This window comes from Pseudomonas phytophila, assembly GCF_025643095.1.
Lineage (GTDB): Bacteria > Pseudomonadota > Gammaproteobacteria > Pseudomonadales > Pseudomonadaceae > Aquipseudomonas > Aquipseudomonas quasicaspiana.
This window is the reverse complement of record NZ_CP081201.1, coordinates 5,552,891-5,573,852: the sequence shown is the minus strand read 5'-3', so window position 1 is coordinate 5,573,852 and position 20,962 is coordinate 5,552,891. Positions and strand designations below refer to the sequence as shown.

The window sequence follows — 20,962 nt, the reverse complement described above, 5'->3', positions numbered from 1 at the left end:
TGGCCTGAAGGCCACGATAACAGGGGAATTCCATGAAAGTTTATTACGACAAAGACTGCGACCTTTCGATCATCCAGGGCAAGAAAGTTGCCATCATCGGTTACGGTTCCCAAGGCCACGCACAAGCGTGCAACCTGAAAGACTCCGGCGTTGATGTCACTGTTGGTCTGCGTAAAGGTTCGGCTACTGTCGCCAAGGCTGAAGCCCATGGCCTGAAAGTGACTGACGTTGCTTCGGCTGTTGCTGCTGCTGACCTGGTCATGATCCTGACCCCGGACGAATTCCAGTCCGCGCTGTACAAGAACGAAGTTGAGCCGAACATCAAGAAGGGCGCTACCCTGGCCTTCTCCCATGGCTTCGCGATTCACTACAATCAGGTTGTGCCACGCGCCGATCTGGACGTGATCATGATCGCGCCAAAAGCGCCAGGTCACACTGTTCGCACTGAATTCGTCAAAGGCGGCGGTATCCCTGACCTGATCGCTGTTTACCAAGACGCTTCGGGCAACGCCAAAAACGTTGCACTGTCTTACGCTTCGGGCGTGGGCGGCGGCCGTACCGGTATCATCGAAACCACATTCAAGGACGAGACTGAAACCGACCTGTTCGGCGAGCAGGCTGTTCTGTGTGGCGGTACTGTTGAGCTGGTTAAAGCTGGTTTCGAGACGCTGGTTGAAGCTGGCTACGCTCCAGAAATGGCGTACTTCGAGTGCTTGCACGAACTGAAGTTGATCGTTGACCTCATGTACGAAGGCGGTATTGCCAACATGAACTACTCGATCTCCAACAACGCCGAATACGGCGAGTACGTGACTGGTCCTGAAGTGATCAACGCTGAATCCCGTCAGGCCATGCGCAACGCTCTGAAGCGCATTCAGGACGGTGAATACGCGAAGATGTTCATCAGCGAAGGCGCTACCGGCTACCCATCGATGACCGCCAAGCGTCGTAACAACGCCGCTCACGGTATCGAAATCATCGGCGAGCAACTGCGCTCGATGATGCCGTGGATCGGTGCTAACAAAATCGTCGACAAAGCCAAGAACTAAGTCCCCGCGACATAGCTCTGCGCTAGAAAAACGCGGCCAATTGGCCGCGTTTTTTCGTTATGCGCAGACGCTTCTGGTATAAAGCTGCATCGTTTGCAGGCGAACACTCGTCGCAAGCATCTGTCGAAACTTTCCACACCGTTGCAAGGTAAAGTCTATGAGCGAACGTCCTGAAGAGCCAAACAAGGCCTCTGACGCCGAAAGCCTGCTACCGATCGATGAGCACATTGAAGAAGGGCATGACGCCGAAGGCCGTAAGGTCCGGCATCGCGGTATCTATCTGCTGCCCAATCTGTTTACCACTGCGAACTTGTTCGCCGGCTTTTATTCCATTATCAGCTCCATGAGCGCACAGAGCGCTTTGGCGGCAGGGGACAGCGCCGGCGCGAGCAAGTATTTTGCTTTTGCCGCAATCGCCATTTTCGTCGCCATGGTGCTCGACGGTCTAGATGGCCGCGTGGCACGCATGACCAATACCCAGAGTGCGTTCGGCGCGGAGTACGACTCTCTGTCCGACATGGTCGCATTTGGTGTCGCTCCGGCGCTCCTGGCTTTTGGCTGGGCATTGGGGGACATGGGCAAGGTCGGCTGGATGGTCGCCTTCATCTATGTGGCAGGTGCAGCGTTGCGTCTGGCGCGTTTCAATACCATGGTTGGCAAGGCTGATAAACGCTATTTCATCGGTCTGGCGAGTCCTGCTGCGGCGGGCGTTGTTGCCGGTACGGTCTGGGCGTTCAGCGATTACGGCATTCAGGGCTCCAAGCTGTCATTTCTGGTGGCCTTGCTGGTCGCCGCGGCGGGCATGCTGATGGTCAGCAACATCAAGTACAACAGCTTTAAAGAGCTGGACCTGAAAGGGCGTGTGCCGTTTGTCGCGATTCTGGCAGTTGTGCTGGTCTTCGCTGTCGTGTTCAGCGACCCGCCGCGCATTTTGCTGCTGATATTCCTCGCTTATGCGGCATCCGGCCCTATTCAATATTTGTTACGCCTGCGTCGTCACAAAACGGGCGAATGATGTAATTTCCCCCATACTCCACAGTCTATTGGTGCATTAGTTCCTCTGGATTGTGGAGTCATCATGCTAATCAAAATTCCAAAAGCGTCCGCTTGCAAAGAGTCGGACGTTACCCCCGAATCTATTTATCTCTCTCGTCGTGCCCTCCTGGGGGCTTCGCTTACCGGGTTGGCTGTCAGTGCCATGCCGCGCTGGGCGAGTGCTGCCGATCCTTCTCTTTACCCGAATGTTGAGCCTGGCAAGGCGCCTGGCTGGTTTGCCGAGAAGCTTCCCGACACCAAGTGGCAGGCGGTCAACGTAAAGGGGGAAGCGATTACCCCTTTCAAGGACGCGACGCACTACAACAACTTCTATGAGTTTGGCACCGACAAGGGCGATCCTGCGCAGAATGCCGGGTCGCTGAAAACCGAGCCGTGGACTGTCGTCATCGATGGCGAAGTCGCCAAGCCGGGTCGTTACGCGCTCGAAGACTTCATGAAGCCCTATCAGTTGGAAGAGCGCATTTATCGGCTGCGTTGCGTAGAAGCCTGGTCGATGGTCATTCCCTGGATTGGTTTTCCAATCTCTGCTTTGCTCAAACAGGTCGAACCTACTGCCAAGGCGAAGTACATCCGTTTTGAAACGCTGCAGGACCCAAAGACCATGCCGGGGCAACGTTCGGGTTTTGCATTGATCGACTGGCCTTATGTTGAAGGGCTGAGACTGGACGAAGCAATGAATCCTCTGGCGATTCTTGCAGTTGGCATGTATGGGCGTGAGCTGCCTAACCAGAACGGTGCGCCGCTGCGTTTGGTCGTGCCATGGAAGTACGGTTTTAAAAGCGTGAAGTCCATTGTGAGAATCAGTCTGGTCAGTGAGCAGCCCAAGACGACCTGGCAAAGTATCGCGGCTAACGAATATGGCTTTTATGCCAACGTGAACCCGACCGTCGACCATCCTCGTTGGACGCAGGCACATGAGCGCAGGTTGCCGAGCGGCTTGTTCAGTCCGAATGTGCGACAGACCGAAATGTTCAATGGGTACGGGGAGGAGGTTGCCTCCTTATATACAGGCCTGGATTTGCGGAAGAACTATTGATGCGTTACCCGTTCTGGCGCTTCGGCGTTTTTTTGGCTGCATGTGTTGCACCGGTGCTCTGGCTGTATCAGGCCTGGATCTTTGCGTTGGGGCCTGATCCCGGGAAGGTGCTTGTCGACAGGCTCGGCCTGGGCACTCTGATACTGCTACTGATTACGCTGGCAATGACGCCACTGCAAAAACTGACGGGGTGGGCAGGCTGGATTGCTGTCAGGCGTCAGTTGGGGCTCTGGTGCTTTGCTTACGTATTCATGCACATGAGCGCGTACGCCGTTTTCATATTGGGACTGGACTGGTCGCAGTTGGGCGTCGAGCTGGTGAAGCGTCCGTACATTATTGTCGGCAGCCTTGCCTTTGTATGCCTGCTGGCCCTGGCCGTGACTTCCAATCGCTATAGTCAGAGGCGGCTAGGGAGTCGCTGGAAAAAACTTCACCGGCTTATCTATGTCATTTTGGGGTTGGGCCTGCTGCATATGTTCTGGATTGTCAGAGCAGATCTGAAGGAATGGTCTTTGTATGCGGTGATCGGTGTGCTGTTGCTGAGTCTCCGGATCCCAATGATTGCGAGGCGAATCCCGCGTGTAATGGGGGCGAAGCCAAAAGTTCCAACAAAAGCGTGAATTAGGGGTTGACGGCCTCTCTAATCTCTCTATAATTCGCACCTCTTCTGGCGCAGACAGAACGAAAAACTCCTTGATAATCAATGAGTTGGACAGTTCGGTTGGCTCGGAAGGGGTTTCGATGAAGTTGATCGAAAGCGGTGAAAAAAGGCAGTTGACAGCAGGTTGTAACGCTGTAGAATTCGCCTCCCGCTAACGAGCAACGTGATGTTGATCGAGGCGCAAGTGGTTGAAGTTGATAAGGAAACTTTGAAAACTTCTTAAAATAACTGCTTGACAGATACAGAGGCTGCTGTAGAATGCGCGCCTCGGTTGAGACGAAAGATCTTAACCAACCGCTCTTTAACAATTGAATCAAGCAATTCGTGTGGGTGCTTGCGCTGTCAGACTGAAGTCAACAGATTATCAGCATCGTAAGTTACTCCGCGAGAAATCAAAGAAATAACCAACGATTGCTGAGCCAAGTTTAGGGTTTTCTCAAAACCCAAAGATGTTTGAACTGAAGAGTTTGATCATGGCTCAGATTGAACGCTGGCGGCAGGCCTAACACATGCAAGTCGAGCGGCAGCACGGGTACTTGTACCTGGTGGCGAGCGGCGGACGGGTGAGTAATGCCTAGGAATCTGCCTGGTAGTGGGGGATAACGCTCGGAAACGGACGCTAATACCGCATACGTCCTACGGGAGAAAGCAGGGGACCTTCGGGCCTTGCGCTATCAGATGAGCCTAGGTCGGATTAGCTAGTTGGTGAGGTAATGGCTCACCAAGGCGACGATCCGTAACTGGTCTGAGAGGATGATCAGTCACACTGGAACTGAGACACGGTCCAGACTCCTACGGGAGGCAGCAGTGGGGAATATTGGACAATGGGCGAAAGCCTGATCCAGCCATGCCGCGTGTGTGAAGAAGGTCTTCGGATTGTAAAGCACTTTAAGTTGGGAGGAAGGGCATTTACCTAATACGTAAGTGTTTTGACGTTACCGACAGAATAAGCACCGGCTAACTCTGTGCCAGCAGCCGCGGTAATACAGAGGGTGCAAGCGTTAATCGGAATTACTGGGCGTAAAGCGCGCGTAGGTGGTTTGTTAAGTTGAATGTGAAATCCCCGGGCTCAACCTGGGAACTGCATCCAAAACTGGCAAGCTAGAGTATGGTAGAGGGTGGTGGAATTTCCTGTGTAGCGGTGAAATGCGTAGATATAGGAAGGAACACCAGTGGCGAAGGCGACCACCTGGACTGATACTGACACTGAGGTGCGAAAGCGTGGGGAGCAAACAGGATTAGATACCCTGGTAGTCCACGCCGTAAACGATGTCAACTAGCCGTTGGGAGCCTTGAGCTCTTAGTGGCGCAGCTAACGCATTAAGTTGACCGCCTGGGGAGTACGGCCGCAAGGTTAAAACTCAAATGAATTGACGGGGGCCCGCACAAGCGGTGGAGCATGTGGTTTAATTCGAAGCAACGCGAAGAACCTTACCAGGCCTTGACATCCAATGAACTTTCCAGAGATGGATGGGTGCCTTCGGGAACATTGAGACAGGTGCTGCATGGCTGTCGTCAGCTCGTGTCGTGAGATGTTGGGTTAAGTCCCGTAACGAGCGCAACCCTTGTCCTTAGTTACCAGCACGTTATGGTGGGCACTCTAAGGAGACTGCCGGTGACAAACCGGAGGAAGGTGGGGATGACGTCAAGTCATCATGGCCCTTACGGCCTGGGCTACACACGTGCTACAATGGTCGGTACAGAGGGTTGCCAAGCCGCGAGGTGGAGCTAATCCCATAAAACCGATCGTAGTCCGGATCGCAGTCTGCAACTCGACTGCGTGAAGTCGGAATCGCTAGTAATCGCGAATCAGAATGTCGCGGTGAATACGTTCCCGGGCCTTGTACACACCGCCCGTCACACCATGGGAGTGGGTTGCACCAGAAGTAGCTAGTCTAACCTTCGGGAGGACGGTTACCACGGTGTGATTCATGACTGGGGTGAAGTCGTAACAAGGTAGCCGTAGGGGAACCTGCGGCTGGATCACCTCCTTAATCGACGACTCAGCTGCAGCACAAGTTCCCACACGAATTGCTTGATTCATTGAAGAAGACGATTAGAAGCAGCTTTAAGCTCCAAGCTGATAGCTCACGCTAGCGGCTACAAGCTCGAAATTGGGTCTGTAGCTCAGTTGGTTAGAGCGCACCCCTGATAAGGGTGAGGTCGGCAGTTCGAATCTGCCCAGACCCACCAATTTTGTGTGGGAAACGCCTGTAGAAATACGGGGCCATAGCTCAGCTGGGAGAGCGCCTGCCTTGCACGCAGGAGGTCAGCGGTTCGATCCCGCTTGGCTCCACCACTTACTGCTTCTGTTTGAAAGCTTAGAAATGAGCACTCCATCGGTTCGATGGTGAGTGTTGATTTCTAGTCTTTGATTAGATCGTTCTTTAAAAATTTGGGTATGTGATAGAAATATAGACTGGGCACCTCTTTCACTGGTGCGTGTCCAGGCTAAGGTAAAGTTTGTGAGAACAAACTTTCGGCGAATGTCGTCTTCACAGTATAACCAGATTGCTTGGGGTTATATGGTCAAGTGAAGAAGCGCATACGGTGGATGCCTTGGCAGTCAGAGGCGATGAAAGACGTGGTAGCCTGCGAAAAGCTTCGGGGAGTCGGCAAACAGACTGTGATCCGGAGATGTCTGAATGGGGGAACCCAGCTGTCATAAGACAGTTACCTTACACTGAATACATAGGTGTATGGAGCGAACCAGGGGAACTGAAACATCTAAGTACCCTGAGGAAAAGAAATCAACCGAGATTCCCTTAGTAGTGGCGAGCGAACGGGGACCAGCCCTTAAGTTGTTTAGAGATTAGCGGAACGCTCTGGAAAGTGCGGCCATAGTGGGTGATAGCCCTGTACGCGAAAATCTCTTTGCAATGAAATCGAGTAGGACGGGGCACGAGAAACCTTGTCTGAACATGGGGGGACCATCCTCCAAGGCTAAATACTACTGACTGACCGATAGTGAACTAGTACCGTGAGGGAAAGGCGAAAAGAACCCCGGAGAGGGGAGTGAAATAGATCCTGAAACCGTATGCGTACAAGCAGTGGGAGCCCACTTTGTTGGGTGACTGCGTACCTTTTGTATAATGGGTCAGCGACTTATTTTCAGTGGCGAGCTTAACCGAATAGGGGAGGCGTAGCGAAAGCGAGTCTTAATAGGGCGTCTAGTCGCTGGGAATAGACCCGAAACCGGGCGATCTATCCATGGGCAGGTTGAAGGTTGGGTAACACTAACTGGAGGACCGAACCGACTACCGTTGAAAAGTTAGCGGATGACCTGTGGATCGGAGTGAAAGGCTAATCAAGCTCGGAGATAGCTGGTTCTCCTCGAAAGCTATTTAGGTAGCGCCTCATGTATCACTGTAGGGGGTAGAGCACTGTTTCGGCTAGGGGGTCATCCCGACTTACCAAACCGATGCAAACTCCGAATACCTACAAGTGCCGAGCATGGGAGACACACGGCGGGTGCTAACGTCCGTCGTGAAAAGGGAAACAACCCAGACCGTCAGCTAAGGTCCCAAAATCCTGGTTAAGTGGGAAACGATGTGGGAAGGCTTAGACAGCTAGGAGGTTGGCTTAGAAGCAGCCACCCTTTAAAGAAAGCGTAATAGCTCACTAGTCGAGTCGGCCTGCGCGGAAGATGTAACGGGGCTCAAACCAGGTACCGAAGCTACGGGTATCATCTTAGGATGATGCGGTAGAGGAGCGTTCTGTAAGCCTGTGAAGGTGAGTTGAGAAGCTTGCTGGAGGTATCAGAAGTGCGAATGCTGACATGAGTAACGACAATGGGTGTGAAAAACACCCACGCCGAAAGACCAAGGTTTCCTGCGCAACGTTAATCGACGCAGGGTTAGTCGGTCCCTAAGGCGAGGCTGAAAAGCGTAGTCGATGGAAAACAGGTTAATATTCCTGTACTTCTGGTTATTGCGATGGAGGGACGGAGAAGGCTAGGCCAGCTTGGCGTTGGTTGTCCAAGTTTAAGGTGGTAGGCTGAGATCTTAGGTAAATCCGGGATCTTAAGGCCGAGAGCTGATGACGAGTGTTCTTTTAGAACACGAAGTGGTTGATGCCATGCTTCCAAGAAAAGCTTCTAAGCTTCAGGTAACCAGGAACCGTACCCCAAACCGACACAGGTGGTTGGGTAGAGAATACCAAGGCGCTTGAGAGAACTCGGGTGAAGGAACTAGGCAAAATGGCACCGTAACTTCGGGAGAAGGTGCGCCGGTGGAGGTGAAGCATTTACTGCGTAAGCCCCTGCCGGTCGAAGATACCAGGCCGCTGCGACTGTTTATTAAAAACACAGCACTCTGCAAACACGAAAGTGGACGTATAGGGTGTGACGCCTGCCCGGTGCCGGAAGGTTAATTGATGGGGTTAGCTAACGCGAAGCTCTTGATCGAAGCCCCGGTAAACGGCGGCCGTAACTATAACGGTCCTAAGGTAGCGAAATTCCTTGTCGGGTAAGTTCCGACCTGCACGAATGGCGTAACGATGGCGGCGCTGTCTCCACCCGAGACTCAGTGAAATTGAAATCGCTGTGAAGATGCAGTGTATCCGCGGCTAGACGGAAAGACCCCGTGAACCTTTACTATAGCTTTGCACTGGACTTTGAATTTGCTTGTGTAGGATAGGTGGGAGGCTTTGAAGCGTGGACGCCAGTCTGCGTGGAGCCAACCTTGAAATACCACCCTGGCAACTTTGAGGTTCTAACTCAGGTCCGTTATCCGGATCGAGGACAGTGTATGGTGGGTAGTTTGACTGGGGCGGTCTCCTCCTAAAGAGTAACGGAGGAGTACGAAGGTGCGCTCAGACCGGTCGGAAATCGGTCGTAGAGTATAAAGGCAAAAGCGCGCTTGACTGCGAGACAGACACGTCGAGCAGGTACGAAAGTAGGTCTTAGTGATCCGGTGGTTCTGTATGGAAGGGCCATCGCTCAACGGATAAAAGGTACTCCGGGGATAACAGGCTGATACCGCCCAAGAGTTCATATCGACGGCGGTGTTTGGCACCTCGATGTCGGCTCATCACATCCTGGGGCTGAAGCCGGTCCCAAGGGTATGGCTGTTCGCCATTTAAAGTGGTACGCGAGCTGGGTTTAGAACGTCGTGAGACAGTTCGGTCCCTATCTGCCGTGGACGTTTGAGATTTGAGAGGGGCTGCTCCTAGTACGAGAGGACCGGAGTGGACGAACCTCTGGTGTTCCGGTTGTCACGCCAGTGGCATTGCCGGGTAGCTATGTTCGGAAAAGATAACCGCTGAAAGCATCTAAGCGGGAAACTTGCCTCAAGATGAGATCTCACTGGAACCTTGAGTTCCCTGAAGGGCCGTCGAAGACTACGACGTTGATAGGTGGGGTGTGTAAGCGCTGTGAGGCGTTGAGCTAACCCATACTAATTGCCCGTGAGGCTTGACCATATAACACCCAAGCAATCTGCGACATGCCTTGATAAGTGAAGGCAGAGCCAGATTGCGGTGACTGTGAAGACGACACGAACCGAAAGTTTGTTCGCACATTACCGAACTATCACATACCCATTCGCTGGCACGTAACCCGCAAGGGCCAACGCACCGGCAACCGAATTTCTTGACGACCATAGAGCATTGGAACCACCTGATCCCATCCCGAACTCAGTAGTGAAACGATGTATCGCCGATGGTAGTGTGGGGTTTCCCCATGTGAGAGTAGGTCATCGTCAAGATTAAATTCCAAAACCCCTGATCGCTTACGCGTTCAGGGGTTTTGTTTGTGCGCGAAGAAAAAGGATTAGCCGTAGGAGCGCGCTTGCCCGCGATGGACAACCACGCGTTGAACCTGGCACACCACTCGCTACCGGGTAGGACCGAATTCATTCGGGAAGGCTATATGTCAGGCGATACAAAAGCTGCGGGTGTACCGCCCCCTCGCGAACAAGTTCGCTCCTACCGTCCATGCGCCAACCTCGGTAGGACCGAATTCATTCGGGAAGGCTATATTTCAGGCGATACATAAGCTGCGGATGTACCGCCCCCTTCGCGAACAAGTTCGCTCCTACCGTCCATGCGCCAAGCTCGGTAGGACCGAATTCATTCGGGAAGGCTGTCTGTCAGGCGATACAAATTCTGCGGATGTACCGCCCCTTCGCGAACAAGTTCGCTCCTACCGTCCATGCGCCAACCTCGGTAGGACCGAATTCATTCGGGAAGGCTGTCTGTCAGGCGATACATAAGCTGCGGATATACCGCCCCCTCGCGAACAAGTTCGCTCCTGCCACTGCTAAATGAAACATACAGATACACCTTCATCTTCCCGGATCGCAGCCGATAGCTTGCTAACTTCATTCTGTGAGTTCAGCCCGCATGACACTGCGTAATCTTGGAATTGCCCTTCGCGCCGCTCTCTGTTTCTCCCTCATGGCTTTATTCGTTCTGTTCCTCGGTGTAATGAGTCTCGACAAAATGTCCGGCCTCAACAAAAACACGACGGATCTCGGCGGAGGCTGGCTGAAGTCCACTCGGCTGCTGGGAGAGTTAGCTGATACCACCTCGCGATTCCGTACCATGTCTTACCTGATCATGGTCAACCGCACCCAGGCGGACATCGACAAAGCCGAAGCCCGCCTTGAGGTGTTGACCAAGAAGGCCAACACCATCGTCGCTGCTTACGCGCCTTTGGTTCGTAGCCCGGAAGAGAGCACCAAGTTTCAGCAGTTCAAAGAAGCACTGGCTAACTATCTGGTCGCTCAGGACAAACTGCGTCAAGCGTCACTGGCCAAACGTGATGCTGAGATTCCAGGTTTGATCAGCGGTGAGCTCAAGAAGTACTCAGACCAAATGGCACCTTTGGTCGAAAGTTTGCTGGAGCTTAATCGTCAGGGTGCAGACGCTGCCGTTGCAGAGTCTGCGAGTGAATACATCAGCGCACGTAACATCATCATTGCCGTTCTGGTTCTGACTGCCGTACTGACTGTCCTGTTGGCAGTGCTTCTGACCCGCAGCATCGTTCGTCCGCTCAGCGAGGCTGTAAGGGCTGCGGAAGACGTGGCGCGCGGTGATCTGACCACTACCGCCCAAGTAAATGGCCGTGATGAAGTCACGCGCCTGCAGCAAGCGCTGCAAACCATGCAGATGAATCTGCGAGACACCCTGCAGCGTATTTCCGGCTCGGCCACTCAGGTTGCTTCAGCCGCTGAAGAGCTCAATGCGGTGACCGAGGAAGGTTCGCGATCCTTGCAGCAGCAAAATAACGAAATCGAACAAGCCGCTACTGCCGTCAACGAGATGACGGCTGCCGTCGAGGAAGTGGCCAGCAACGCAGTGAACACGTCGACTGCTTCGCAGCAATCCAGCACCTCGGCCATGCAAGGTCGTCAGCGCGTGCAGGAAACGGTCACTGCCATTCAGCAAATGACTACTGACGTCGAAGTCACTTCCGAGCAGATCCGCAGTCTGGCTGACCAGACTCAAGATATCGGTAAGGTTCTCGACGTGATTCGCGCCATCGCTGAGCAGACCAACCTGCTGGCCCTTAACGCCGCCATTGAGGCTGCGCGTGCCGGGGAAGCCGGGCGCGGTTTTGCTGTTGTGGCTGACGAAGTCCGGGCGCTTGCCCATCGCACTCAGCAGTCCACGCAAGAAATTGAAGTGATGGTCAGCGGCATCCAGCAAGGTAGCAGCAAGGCCGTAGCTTCTATGCAGAACAGCAGTAGCCGCGCTCAAAGCACTCTGGAGGTGGCTCGCAGCGCCGGTGATGCTCTTGAGGAAATCACCCGCAGCGTGGGTGAAATCTCCGACCGTAACCTGGTTATCGCCAGTGCTGCAGAAGAGCAGGCGCAAGTGTCCCGCGAAGTGGATCGTAACCTGGTCAACATCCGTGATCTGTCGCTGCAGTCTGCCGACGGCGCTCATCAGACCAATGCTGCCAGTCAAGAGCTGTCGCGGTTGGCCGTTGAGCTGAATCAGATGGTGGGTCAGTTCAAGATTTAACGAACGCCGCACCAAGCCCACAAAAATAACGCCCACAAAAAAGGCCGCATTCTCATGCGGCCTTTTTTGTTCATGCGGACTCAGCTTATTCAGCCGCTTCCTCAGCGACTTCAGAAACAGTCGCCTTCACCTCATCACGGCGACGGATGTACTTCCAGTCCGCCTCATCAATGTAGATGCCGTTAGGCCCGCTGCCGCCTTCCAGGTCGATTGCCACGTGCGCCGATACTTGCGGCTTCACACTCGCCAGAATCGGTACAAAGCCCAGTTGCAGACTCGTCTCCAGCAGCGCTGCCTGGTTCTTCTCGTCGATGTCTGCTGCTTCGTCCAGATAGTAAGGCAGGCGCACACGGCCGGCTTGATCGCGGTCCATCAGGTGCAGCAACAGGTACATGTTGGTCAGCGCTTTGATGGTCATCGTGGTGCCGTTTGAAGCCGCGCCGTCGATGTCGGTATGGATCACCGGCTGGCCGTTGACCTTGGTGATCTCGAACGCCAGTTCGAACAGGTCTTTCAAGCCCAGCTGGTTATGGTTTGCCGCCACCAGACGCGCCAGATACTCCTTGGCCTCTTCGTTCTTGTTGTCCTGCTCAGCGCTTTGGCTCAGGTCGAACACCGACAGCGTTTCGCCTTCTTCGTACTGGCCAGCGCTATGGATAATCTGGTCAATGTGCTTGAGCGCTTCCTTGTTGGGAGCGAGCACGATACGGAAGCTGGCCAGGTTGGAAACCTGACGCTTGTTGATCTCACGGTTGAACAGGGCTAGTTGGTGTTCAAGGCTGTCGTAGTCGCTACGGATATTACGCAACGTGCGCGCAATGTCGGTCACGGCTGCGCGGCGAGCCTTGCCCAGCGTCAGCGCTTCGTCGGTGCGGTGTGCGTAAGCATTGATCAGCAGTTGCAGACGACGCTCGACGTCTTCTTCGCTGTCGAACTTCGCGACACCTTTCAGGCGCACCTGGGCATACAGCGCTTCGATCTGACCATCGCTGCGCAGCAGACCTTGCCAGCTGTCCTGATAATCGTTGAGCAGTGGCAAGAGGTTATCCAGTGAGTCATCCACCGGATCCATGTAAGGCGTACCAAACGGCAGATCGGCAGGCAGCAATTGACGACGACGCAATGCGTCATCCAGCGTGCGTTGCTTGGACTCCAGATCGCCAATCTGGCGCGCGACCAGTTGCAGCTTGGCGGACAGTTGCTGGACGCGCTCGGTGAACGCGTCGCTGGAGCGCTTCAGTTCATCCTGCGCAGCTTCCATCTGTGCCAGTTGCTCGTGCTTTTCGGACTCTTCAGCGCTCAGGGTCTGGCAGCGACGGAAGTCTTCCAGCGCTTTCTGTGCGTCCAGCACCTGCTGATACAAGGCTTCTGTTTGGGTTTTGCTGGCCGCGCGGTCGGAAGCGACGGCCTGCTGCGTCTTGAGCTGTTTCAGTTCTTTTTCGAGACGTTCTTTCTGATCACGCAATGCGGCACGGTCGGCCAGGGCTTGCAGGGCAGGCGGCTCGATGTTGGTCAGGTTGATCGACAGGCCCGGCACCTGGAACTGGTCGCCTTTGAAGCTATCAAGGATGGCTTCGAGAGATTTGACCCAAGCGTCGCCATCATCCAGCGCAATGCCTTGCTCACCCAGTGGCAAGCTGAACAGGGCGCTGTTGAACAGGCGCATCAAGCGCTCTACATCCGGCTGCGAGAACTCTTCACGCAGACGGGCATAGCTGTTGTTGTCCGCGTGATCAAGTTGTTGCTTCACTGACTTCAGGCGTTTTTCCAGATCGCGCAGACGTTCGTCCAGATCTTCGGCGCTGAACTGACGTGATTGTGCCAAGGCACCGGCCAGTTCATCGTGAGCATCCTTGGCGGCCAGCAACTGTTGCTCCAGCACTTTGGCGTCGTCAACCAGCGCGAAGCGATTCTTGAGGACCGCCAGTTCGCCGATCCAGCGCTGGATACTGCTGATTTCCCGCTCCAGACGCATTAGCTCCTGAGTGCCACCGCGCTGATCGTTCTGCAGTTCATCCTGTTGGCTGCGGTAGTGCTCGGCCTGGATAACCAGCTCTTCCTTACGTGCGGTGGAGTAATCCATCCAGGTGCCGAGCAACGAATCCAGAAGCGGCGACAGGCGATGCAGCTTGCCTCGCAACAGATCACGCTGAGCGACACCTGCCGCCAGCGCTTCGACCAATGGACCCGCTTTGACCAGCGAGTTGTAGTCCTGCTCCATGCGTCGCACGTCGCGGAAGGCTTCTTCACACGCGGCGATGTAATCCACGCTGCCGGAACGCAGGCTGTGTTCAAAAGCATCAAGGAACAGCTGCTTGAGCTTGGCGGCGGTGATTTCGCGCATGTGCAGCAAGTTGATGAACAGCGCCCGGAATGTCTTCAGGCTCTGTTCACTGGTGGAGCGCAGCGGGATCAACGTCAGGTCCAACGGAATAGACGTGTGACCGCCCACCAGCAAGCGACGCAGTTCGTCGGGCTTGAGTTCATAGGCTTTCAGGCCCTGGCTTTCCAGGTTGCTGAACAGCTCTTTCTGACGCAGGCAGGTGTCGTTCTTCTGGTAATGGCCCAGATCCAGCTTGCCCGCATAGGCAAAGAACTGGTGACCGAAGCCACCACCGGGGCCACGCCCGACCACGCCAATGACGTGCGGGCCGTGGGGCAGGGAAACTTCAACCAGGATGTAACTGGTGTCCGACGCGAAGTAGAACTTGCGGGACTGCTCCAGGCTGTACTTGCCGAAGCTCATGTCCGACATGCGCGCCAGAATAGGGAATTGCAGTGCGTTGATCGAGGCGCTCTTGCCGAGGTTGTTGGCCCCGTACACCGACAACGGGTGCTCCAGCGGGAACAGCCCAAGGCTGTAACCGGCCGTATTCAGCAGGGCAAAGCGGCGGATGCCGTAGCGTTCCTGGCTCATGCATCCATCTCCTGTTGCTCGTCAGCGATCGCGCGGGCCAGGGCCTGCTCTTCGGTTTCTTCCACGTCTTCGAATTCGGCGAGGTCCAGTGGGTCATCGGTTTGCAGTAGCTTTTCATCGCTGTCTTCATCGATCAGTACCGGCACTGGCAATGGCAGAACGCTGTGAAGGCTGGCGGCCAGATCGCGGTCCTGTTGTACCGAGAGACAAACGTCGAGGAAGCGGTGCATCGGCGGCAGGAAGCGGTAGATGCCGGTTTCTTCAGCAGCGAAACCCAACTGGGTCATGCGGCGCATGATTTTCTCTTCCAGCTCGTCCTGGGTCTGCACTTCGGCCTGCAAGAACAGGTCGCGATACTTCTCCAGCATCGACGGGAGTTCATCACGGCCAAGGCTGCCGCCGTCCAGCACGGCTACCGGGTCACGACCCTGGTCGGCAAGGTGTTCAACCAGAATGAACGTGAACAGCGCCAGACGTTGCGCGGTCTTGTTGACCTGCGCAGCGGCCTGATCCGGGACGAAGTAATAGAAGCCGCGGGTGTCGCACACCAGTTCAAACCCCAGCGCCTTGAACAGCGTCCGGTATTGATCCTGTGCGTTGGACAATTGCGCGTACAGCTCCGGGTCGCGGCGGCTGATGTGGAAACCTTTGAACAGCTCGCGGAAGATCGGCGCGAGTTGCGACATTTCGGAAAGATCAAGATGCATTGGCTGGGTTCCCCGTTTGCTCATCACTGCTGGCGAGCAGGGCGAAGGAGCGCAGGCTGACCTGATGCTCCTGGGTAAAGTAGTCACGACGCTCAAGGCGTTCGCGGGTGAAGCGTTTCTCGCGGGACAGGCGCGAGAACCAGTAGAGCAATTCGTCAGTAGCGCCGTTCGGCTCCTGTTCCAAAAGCCAGACCATCAGGTCCGGCATCGGCAGGGCGTCTTCGCAACGCTCAAGCATTTCCTTGACCGTGCGGGGCGCCTGCGGTGAATCACCTTTGCGTTTGCCAACACCGGCCTTGGGAAATTTCGCCGGTTTCGGCTCAAAGCGGGCCAGCGCATACACGTAGGCCTCGACCTGGCTCGCGCTGCCCAGAAAGGTGCTCTGCGGACGGGTGAACATCGGCATCGCCGCTTGCGGCACTGCATCGATGCCTTTACGACGAATCGCCGAAAGGGCCAACGCTGCGCCACGGGTGACTGCGTTGTGGCGGCGGGCTTCTTCACGCAGCGGCAGCAGCAGTTCGCGGGCATGACGCAGCGTCAACTGAGCGCTGGTCTGCATCTCAAGAATGCGCGCGTGGGTGCGCAGCAGCATGTCGTCGTCGACCAACTGGCCCAGGCGTTGCTGTTCGGTCAGCAAGCGCAGCAGTACGTTCTCGACCTTGCGCACGCCTTGTTCGAAAGCGCCGTCAGCGTTTACCAACTGAATCATCGGCTCGACGTATTCGTCCCAGGTGGCCAGCACTTCTGCATAACGCTGACGCAGCGGGATCTGGCGATCACTGGTCTTGGCGCGATCGGCGACACCCACCAGCGCCTGCTCGTCATTGGCGAGCTTTTTCAGGACGTCGCGCACGCGCATGTCCAGCAGGCGCAGTTGCCGGGCCAGGTCATTGGCGTCGCGGATATCAAAGGCGTCCTGGATATAACCCGCCAAACGCTCCAGATGGCGCAGATAGGCTTCGATTTCCAGGCACAGGCCCAAGCGGTGCTCGCGACGCAGGTACGACAAGAAGTCATGAATCTGCGCGTTGAGTTCAAAACGGTTAGGGCTTTTCGCCACTGGAACGAGGATATCCAGGCGAATCCACACATCCAGCAGGTTGGTGATGTCCTGCGGGGTGCTGTCCAGTTGCTGTGCCGCCAGTTGCAAGCGCAATTCGCTCAGGCTCAGAGTGCCCTGGTCGAAATGTTCGCACAGCGGCTCAAGAAGCGCCCAGTGTTCGGCAAGGGCGCGCAAGACGCGCTTGGGTTCGATCATTGGTAGGCCGATTGTTGGTAAATAAAAGCGGCGATTGTACTGCATCGCACGCCTCAAATTTCATCTCCGGGCGATCAACTGCGGCGGGAATTGGCGAAGAGTTGTAGAATCGCCGTCCTAACTTATCCACAGGTGGCTGACCTTTGCTCAACGAGTCCCGCCGCCGCGCTTATTTGACCGCCATGCAGGTGGTCAATTGGCTGCCGCGCACCGAACTGCCTTTTGCGGCTCCGTCACGTCCGGAGCTGCTGGCTCCGCTTGCGCCCCAGGTTGAACCGGTGGCGGATATCGCGGTGCCTGAAGCTGCGGTCAATCAGGTGGCGAGCGCCGTTGCGGCAAGTCCGGCACCTGTCGCACGGCCAAAGATCGAAGTGCCGAGACCTGCGGCCGCCACTACCCGCAAGCCTGCGGTCGCCGAAGACGAGGCTACTCCTGCGCCAGTCAAGGCTGCTGTTGTGCCGCCGCCGCGTTTTTCGTTGCAGCTACTGCGTACCGGTCGCTGCATGGTGCTGGTGGAGTTACCCACAGGCCAGGCGTTCCAGAGTCGTGATCCGGCTTATCTGCTGCTCAAGGACATGCTGCGCGCCGCCGGTTTGCCGGACAGCCCGCAGATCATTGGCGAGCCAGTACGCTGGCCGCTGCTGAGTCGTGGCCAGATTGATCAAGGGCCTGAAGCAGCACGTGATTTCGTTCAGGGTTTTGTCTCGGCTCGTCTGGAAGAAGCGCCTTGCACATGCCTTTGGCTGGTCGGTCTGCCGTCGGTGCGCTTTGCCGGGGAAGCCAATGCCGAGGCTTATAACAGTGAACTCGAGGTTGAAGGCCTGGGTTCTGCCTGGGCGTTGCCGGGTCTGGAATTATTGATGGACGAGCCGCAACGCAAGGCCGATGTCTGGAAAGCCATGCGTCGGCTGATGGCGCGCTGGAAACCGATCGATGAGTGACGCAATAACCTTCCGCCCGATGACCGAGGCGGATCTGGACGCTGTACTGAAGATTGAGTACGCAGCTTTCAGCCATCCCTGGACTCGCGGCATTTTTCTGGATGGCCTCAAGTCTTACGAAATCTGGCTGATGTTCGAAGGAAACCAACAGGTCGGGCATGGCGTCGTGCAGGTCATCATCGACGAAGCTCATCTGCTCAATATCACTGTCAAACCGGAAAGCCAGGGCCGCGGTCTGGGTTTGCGCCTGCTTGAGCACTTGATGTCACGTGCTTACCAGTTGAATGCACGGGAATGCTTCCTCGAACTGCGGGACAGCAACCGCGCGGCTTATCGCCTTTATGAGCGCTTCGGCTTCAACGAAATCGGCCGCCGCCGGGATTACTACCCGGTTGCTGGCGGCCGCGAAGATGCGCTGGTCATGGCTTGTACGTTGTTTGAGTAATCCAGACTACTGACCAGAGTCATTCCCCGGTAGGACCGAATTTATTCGGGAAGGCGGTGTTCCAGGCGATACATAGGTCCGGATGTACGCGCTTCTTCGCGAATAAATTCGCTCCCACTGGATGTCGGCTGGCAAGCCAATATGGGATTTCCCATAAGTCCAGAACGCATTCTACTTACAAAAGCTTCTCAGGCTTCCCATCCAGCGGATCCAGTCGGCCCAGCTCAGCCTCATCCAGACCATCACCACCACCAATGTCATCTTCATCGACTACTGTCAGATCGAAATCGGCGGGGTTGTCTTCGCCTTCTTCTTCAGCGGAGCGGGCACCGTCTTCGCGGATCAGAATCTCTGGATCCAGATCGTCGTCAGTCGGATGATGATCCGGAGTCGACGCGCCGGTAAGGCCTGCTTCGCGCACGCGCTGCTCAGGGATTTCACGGGAGAGTTCGTCTTCCGGGATCAAGTCGCCGATGCGTGCATCGTCGCCTTTGTCGTCGAAGTTCAGCTCACGCATGGAGCCCATGCGGTCTTCGTTATCGTCAATCGGTTCGGGTTGAGTTGCACCGTAAGGGCGGCGGGAATCATTCATGGCGAATCCTCGTTATTAAGGGGCTTGAAAGGTGGACCGGCACCTATTCTGAAGATTCACTTTGCTTGCACGAGCGGATCGCGAATCTGCACAACAGAAGTTAGTGACCCGGATCGTCGAGCCCCAGTCATAAGCTGGCACATCTTCGAGGCATGACACATGAACGAGCTACAAGACCTGATCGACAACAACGAACGTTGGGCAGATGCGATCACCAAGGAAGATCCTGAGTTTTTTGCCAAGCTGGCACGCCAGCAGACCCCGGAATTCCTGTGGATAGGTTGCTCGGACGCCCGCGTACCTGCCAACGAGATCGTCGGCATGCTGCCGGGTGATCTGTTTGTGCATCGCAACGTGGCAAACGTCGTGCTACACACCGACCTCAACTGCCTGTCAGTGATCCAGTACGCCGTTGACGTGCTGAAGGTCAAACACATCCTGGTCACCGGCCACTATGGTTGCGGCGGTGTCCGTGCATCGATGCAGGATCGCCAGTTGGGCCTGATCGATGGCTGGCTGCGCACCATTCGCGATCTGTATTACGAGCACCGCGATACTCTTGCCAAGTTGCCCACCGAGGAAGAGCGCGTTGACCGCATGTGCGAGCTGAACGTCATCCAGCAAGTGGCGAACGTCGGCCATACCAGCATTGTGCAAAACGCCTGGCATCGCGGGCAGAGCCTCTCGATCCATGGTTGCATCTATGGCATCAAGGACGGCCGCTGGAAAAGCCTGAACGCGACCATCAGCGGCTTTGAGCAACTGCCGCCGCAGTACCGCTTGCGTCCGTTGGGGGAGTAAGTAGTCCGGTTGGATGCAAAACCCTGTGCAGACTGTGTGAAAACTACTGCGCTCGGCAATACTGCGTTAAAAACAGGCGAAAAATGCTCATTTAGAACACCTAGACTCCGCTTTTTCGCCTGTTTTTGCCTTGTCTTGCCGTCGCTCGCGACGTTTTCACACAGTCTGTGTGGGAGCGGATTCATCCGCGAAGACGGCAGTAGGTCAATGAATATCTATTGAGTTTACCGAGCCCTTCGCGAATGAATTCGCTCCCACAGAGACCGCACCAGCCAGTAGGAGCGGATTCATCCGCGAGAGAATGTTACCCGGGACACCGCGCATTATTTACATATACGGATGAACCGCTGGCGCTGTCAGCGGCTTCTGCAGCTGTTTAAGCGAGCGGGATACCGTGCTGCTCGTGCATTTGGCGTCAGCTTGCGCCTGAGTCAACTTGCGCACGTCGGTGTAGAACAGAACACAGGTCTTGGCCTTGTTGGTCACCTGCCAGTTCTGTGTGCAACTGCTCAATGTCGCCTTCGGGTCCGCGCCTGGTTTCTGGCCCATTCCTGCCTGCCAGCAGGCTGCACTCAAATCCTGCCCCATGACCGCCAGTCCGGCGGCATCTGCCTTGGCTTCATCGCCACCATAGTTGGCTTTGTCAGCGGCGTACCAGATATAGCTTGGATGGTTCGAGCCCAGCACCGGCACGTTCTGCCCAGGATTCGGACTGATCGTCGCCAGACCCAGCACCGGCACGCTGGCTGAGTATTGTTGTTTGATCCAGTTACGCACCGGCGCACCAAACGCAACCATCGGCAGCGACGTACCCGCAGCGTTCTGGCTCAACTGCTTGACCATCGTGGTCTGGTAATCCTGGAAATAGCTGTACACACCTTCCAGCGAACTGCCCGCTGAGGCTGGCGCGGCAATCGGCGCGATATCGATGATGGTCTGATAACCCGGCGTCTGCGCGGTCGGGATGCCGTTGTAGGTCAGCAACTGTGCCCAGCGGTCGGTGGTGTTGGACTTCAGATAGTCCTGAGCCTGGGTCAGCGAATAATCTGGCGGGAAGTGCAGCAGTTCAACGCTTTTGCGATTCTCCAGCGCCATGCCCAGCGGCAGGAACAAATACCAGTTGTACTGCCATTTGTCGGGTCCGGAGGCCAGGAGTTTTTGCGCGCCGTTGTAGGCCAGGTCGCCTGCGTCCAGCAGTTGGGAAAGAGGCTTGTCATAGCCGTCCGGCACACCGCTGATCTGCGCGTAGATCACGTCATTGTCGTTGGTGACGGTGACTTTGCCGGTGTAGCCGTCGCGCTGCACGCTCTGGGTCAAGTAGTGCTCGACCGTCTGTTCCAGCGTCCAGTTGCGATAACAGATCACGTTGCAATTGTTGGGGAAGGCGAAGAGTTGGGTGACACGCTCCCGGCTACCCAGCTTGACGTTGACATCGGCCTGAGCCATGGCACCAAACGTCAGAGTGGCGAGTGTTGCAGTCCATACAGCTGCTTTCAGCATGCTCATATCCTTTTTGGCAATCTGCCCC

The 20,962-nt window shown here is 55.7% G+C and carries 13 protein-coding genes, 2 tRNA genes and 3 rRNA genes; 13 read left to right on the top strand and 5 right to left on the bottom strand.

Annotated elements, in window-relative coordinates:
- Positions 1-32: 32 nt before the first annotated feature.
- The 10 genes from ilvC (at position 33) to K3169_RS25180 (ending at position 11,770) form a co-directional block, all read left to right on the top strand.
- Positions 33-1,049: a ketol-acid reductoisomerase gene (ilvC, locus tag K3169_RS25225; RefSeq protein ID WP_027900358.1), complete on the top strand. Its 1,017-nt coding sequence runs from the start codon at positions 33-35 to the stop codon at positions 1,047-1,049.
- Between the two features lie 157 nt (positions 1,050-1,206).
- Positions 1,207-2,064 carry a CDP-diacylglycerol--serine O-phosphatidyltransferase gene (gene pssA, locus K3169_RS25220; RefSeq protein ID WP_027897876.1) on the top strand — a complete coding sequence of 286 codons (858 nt, stop codon included), beginning with the start codon at positions 1,207-1,209 and terminating at the stop codon, positions 2,062-2,064.
- A 63-nt stretch (positions 2,065-2,127) separates the two neighbouring features.
- On the top strand, positions 2,128-3,141 hold the full coding sequence (msrP, locus tag K3169_RS25215) for a protein-methionine-sulfoxide reductase catalytic subunit MsrP (RefSeq protein WP_263268556.1): 1,014 nt from the start codon (positions 2,128-2,130) through the stop codon (positions 3,139-3,141).
- Positions 3,141-3,761: a protein-methionine-sulfoxide reductase heme-binding subunit MsrQ gene (gene msrQ, locus K3169_RS25210; RefSeq protein ID WP_122705435.1), complete on the top strand. Its 621-nt coding sequence runs from the start codon at positions 3,141-3,143 to the stop codon at positions 3,759-3,761. Before msrP ends, msrQ begins: the two co-directional genes overlap by 1 nt.
- 496 nt (positions 3,762-4,257) lie before the next feature.
- Positions 4,258-5,796: ribosomal RNA gene (locus K3169_RS25205) — 16S ribosomal RNA — on the top strand.
- A gap of 122 nt (positions 5,797-5,918) precedes the next feature.
- A tRNA-Ile gene (locus tag K3169_RS25200) sits at positions 5,919-5,995 on the top strand.
- A 30-nt stretch (positions 5,996-6,025) separates the two neighbouring features.
- Positions 6,026-6,101: transfer RNA gene (locus K3169_RS25195), tRNA-Ala, on the top strand.
- Between the two features lie 228 nt (positions 6,102-6,329).
- Positions 6,330-9,223 (top strand): 23S ribosomal RNA (locus K3169_RS25190).
- A 168-nt stretch (positions 9,224-9,391) separates the two neighbouring features.
- A 5S ribosomal RNA gene (rrf, locus tag K3169_RS25185) occupies positions 9,392-9,507 on the top strand.
- Together the 16S, 23S and 5S rRNA genes with 2 tRNA genes alongside form the textbook arrangement of a ribosomal RNA operon.
- A 637-nt stretch (positions 9,508-10,144) precedes the next feature.
- The gene (locus tag K3169_RS25180) at positions 10,145-11,770 is read left to right on the top strand and encodes a methyl-accepting chemotaxis protein (RefSeq protein WP_122396327.1); all 1,626 of its coding nucleotides are present in this window, start codon (positions 10,145-10,147) and stop codon (positions 11,768-11,770) included.
- Positions 11,771-11,855: 85 nt separating this feature from the next.
- Here the strand turns inward: K3169_RS25180 and mksF are convergent, their stop codons facing one another.
- Genes mksF through mksB form a run of 3 tightly spaced genes read right to left on the bottom strand, consistent with a single transcriptional unit; the run spans position 11,856 to position 16,655 of the window.
- Positions 11,856-14,687 (bottom strand): Mks condensin complex protein MksF, encoded by a 2,832-nt coding sequence (gene mksF, locus K3169_RS25175; RefSeq protein ID WP_122708503.1) that lies wholly within the window; start codon positions 14,685-14,687, stop codon positions 11,856-11,858.
- Entirely contained in the window at positions 14,684-15,394 is a 711-nt protein-coding gene (mksE, locus tag K3169_RS25170; protein WP_027900171.1) for an Mks condensin complex protein MksE, read from the bottom strand. The genes mksF and mksE overlap by 4 nt, the downstream gene beginning before the upstream one ends.
- Positions 15,384-16,655, bottom strand: coding sequence for an Mks condensin complex protein MksB (mksB, locus tag K3169_RS25165; protein ID WP_027900172.1), 1,272 nt, complete (start codon positions 16,653-16,655; stop codon positions 15,384-15,386). The genes mksE and mksB overlap by 11 nt, the downstream gene beginning before the upstream one ends.
- Positions 16,656-16,798: 143 nt before the next feature.
- Here mksB and K3169_RS25160 point away from each other — a divergent pair, with 143 nt between their 5' ends.
- Together K3169_RS25160 and rimI are read left to right on the top strand one after the other, a co-directional pair.
- On the top strand, positions 16,799-17,596 hold the full coding sequence (locus K3169_RS25160; RefSeq protein ID WP_263268552.1) for an energy transducer TonB: 798 nt from the start codon (positions 16,799-16,801) through the stop codon (positions 17,594-17,596).
- The gene (gene rimI, locus K3169_RS25155; protein ID WP_027900174.1) at positions 17,589-18,041 is read left to right on the top strand and encodes a ribosomal protein S18-alanine N-acetyltransferase; all 453 of its coding nucleotides are present in this window, start codon (positions 17,589-17,591) and stop codon (positions 18,039-18,041) included. Before K3169_RS25160 ends, rimI begins: the two co-directional genes overlap by 8 nt.
- Before the next feature lie 175 nt (positions 18,042-18,216).
- On the opposite strand, the gene K3169_RS25150 is transcribed toward rimI, so the two are convergent.
- The gene (locus K3169_RS25150; protein ID WP_122396325.1) at positions 18,217-18,633 is read right to left on the bottom strand and encodes a serine kinase/phosphatase; all 417 of its coding nucleotides are present in this window, start codon (positions 18,631-18,633) and stop codon (positions 18,217-18,219) included.
- Positions 18,634-18,792: 159 nt separating this feature from the next.
- Here K3169_RS25150 and can point away from each other — a divergent pair, with 159 nt between their 5' ends.
- Positions 18,793-19,434, top strand: a complete 642-nt coding sequence (can, locus tag K3169_RS25145; protein ID WP_027900176.1) for a carbonate dehydratase — start codon at positions 18,793-18,795, stop codon at positions 19,432-19,434.
- A gap of 327 nt (positions 19,435-19,761) precedes the next feature.
- Here can and K3169_RS25140 read toward each other — a convergent pair whose 3' ends face one another.
- Positions 19,762-20,934, bottom strand: coding sequence for a hypothetical protein (locus tag K3169_RS25140; RefSeq protein ID WP_122708500.1), 1,173 nt, complete (start codon positions 20,932-20,934; stop codon positions 19,762-19,764).
- Positions 20,935-20,962 lie beyond the last annotated feature (28 nt).

What these genes read in the sequence shown, in the direction of transcription:
- can (WP_027900176.1), top strand. Translation starts at nt 18,793, where the DNA reads ATGAACGAGCTACAAGACCTGATCGACAACAACGAACGTTGGGCAGAT.
- K3169_RS25150 (WP_122396325.1), bottom strand. Translation starts at nt 18,633, where the DNA reads ATGAATGATTCCCGCCGCCCTTACGGTGCAACTCAACCCGAACCGATT.
- msrP (WP_263268556.1), top strand. Translation starts at nt 2,128, where the DNA reads ATGCTAATCAAAATTCCAAAAGCGTCCGCTTGCAAAGAGTCGGACGTT.
- K3169_RS25140 (WP_122708500.1), bottom strand. Translation starts at nt 20,934, where the DNA reads ATGCTGAAAGCAGCTGTATGGACTGCAACACTCGCCACTCTGACGTTT.
- mksE (WP_027900171.1), bottom strand. Translation starts at nt 15,394, where the DNA reads ATGCATCTTGATCTTTCCGAAATGTCGCAACTCGCGCCGATCTTCCGC.
- ilvC (WP_027900358.1), top strand. Translation starts at nt 33, where the DNA reads ATGAAAGTTTATTACGACAAAGACTGCGACCTTTCGATCATCCAGGGC.
- msrQ (WP_122705435.1), top strand. Translation starts at nt 3,141, where the DNA reads ATGCGTTACCCGTTCTGGCGCTTCGGCGTTTTTTTGGCTGCATGTGTT.
- mksB (WP_027900172.1), bottom strand. Translation starts at nt 16,655, where the DNA reads ATGATCGAACCCAAGCGCGTCTTGCGCGCCCTTGCCGAACACTGGGCG.
- pssA (WP_027897876.1), top strand. Translation starts at nt 1,207, where the DNA reads ATGAGCGAACGTCCTGAAGAGCCAAACAAGGCCTCTGACGCCGAAAGC.
- K3169_RS25180 (WP_122396327.1), top strand. Translation starts at nt 10,145, where the DNA reads ATGACACTGCGTAATCTTGGAATTGCCCTTCGCGCCGCTCTCTGTTTC.
- rimI (WP_027900174.1), top strand. Translation starts at nt 17,589, where the DNA reads ATGAGTGACGCAATAACCTTCCGCCCGATGACCGAGGCGGATCTGGAC.
- mksF (WP_122708503.1), bottom strand. Translation starts at nt 14,687, where the DNA reads ATGAGCCAGGAACGCTACGGCATCCGCCGCTTTGCCCTGCTGAATACG.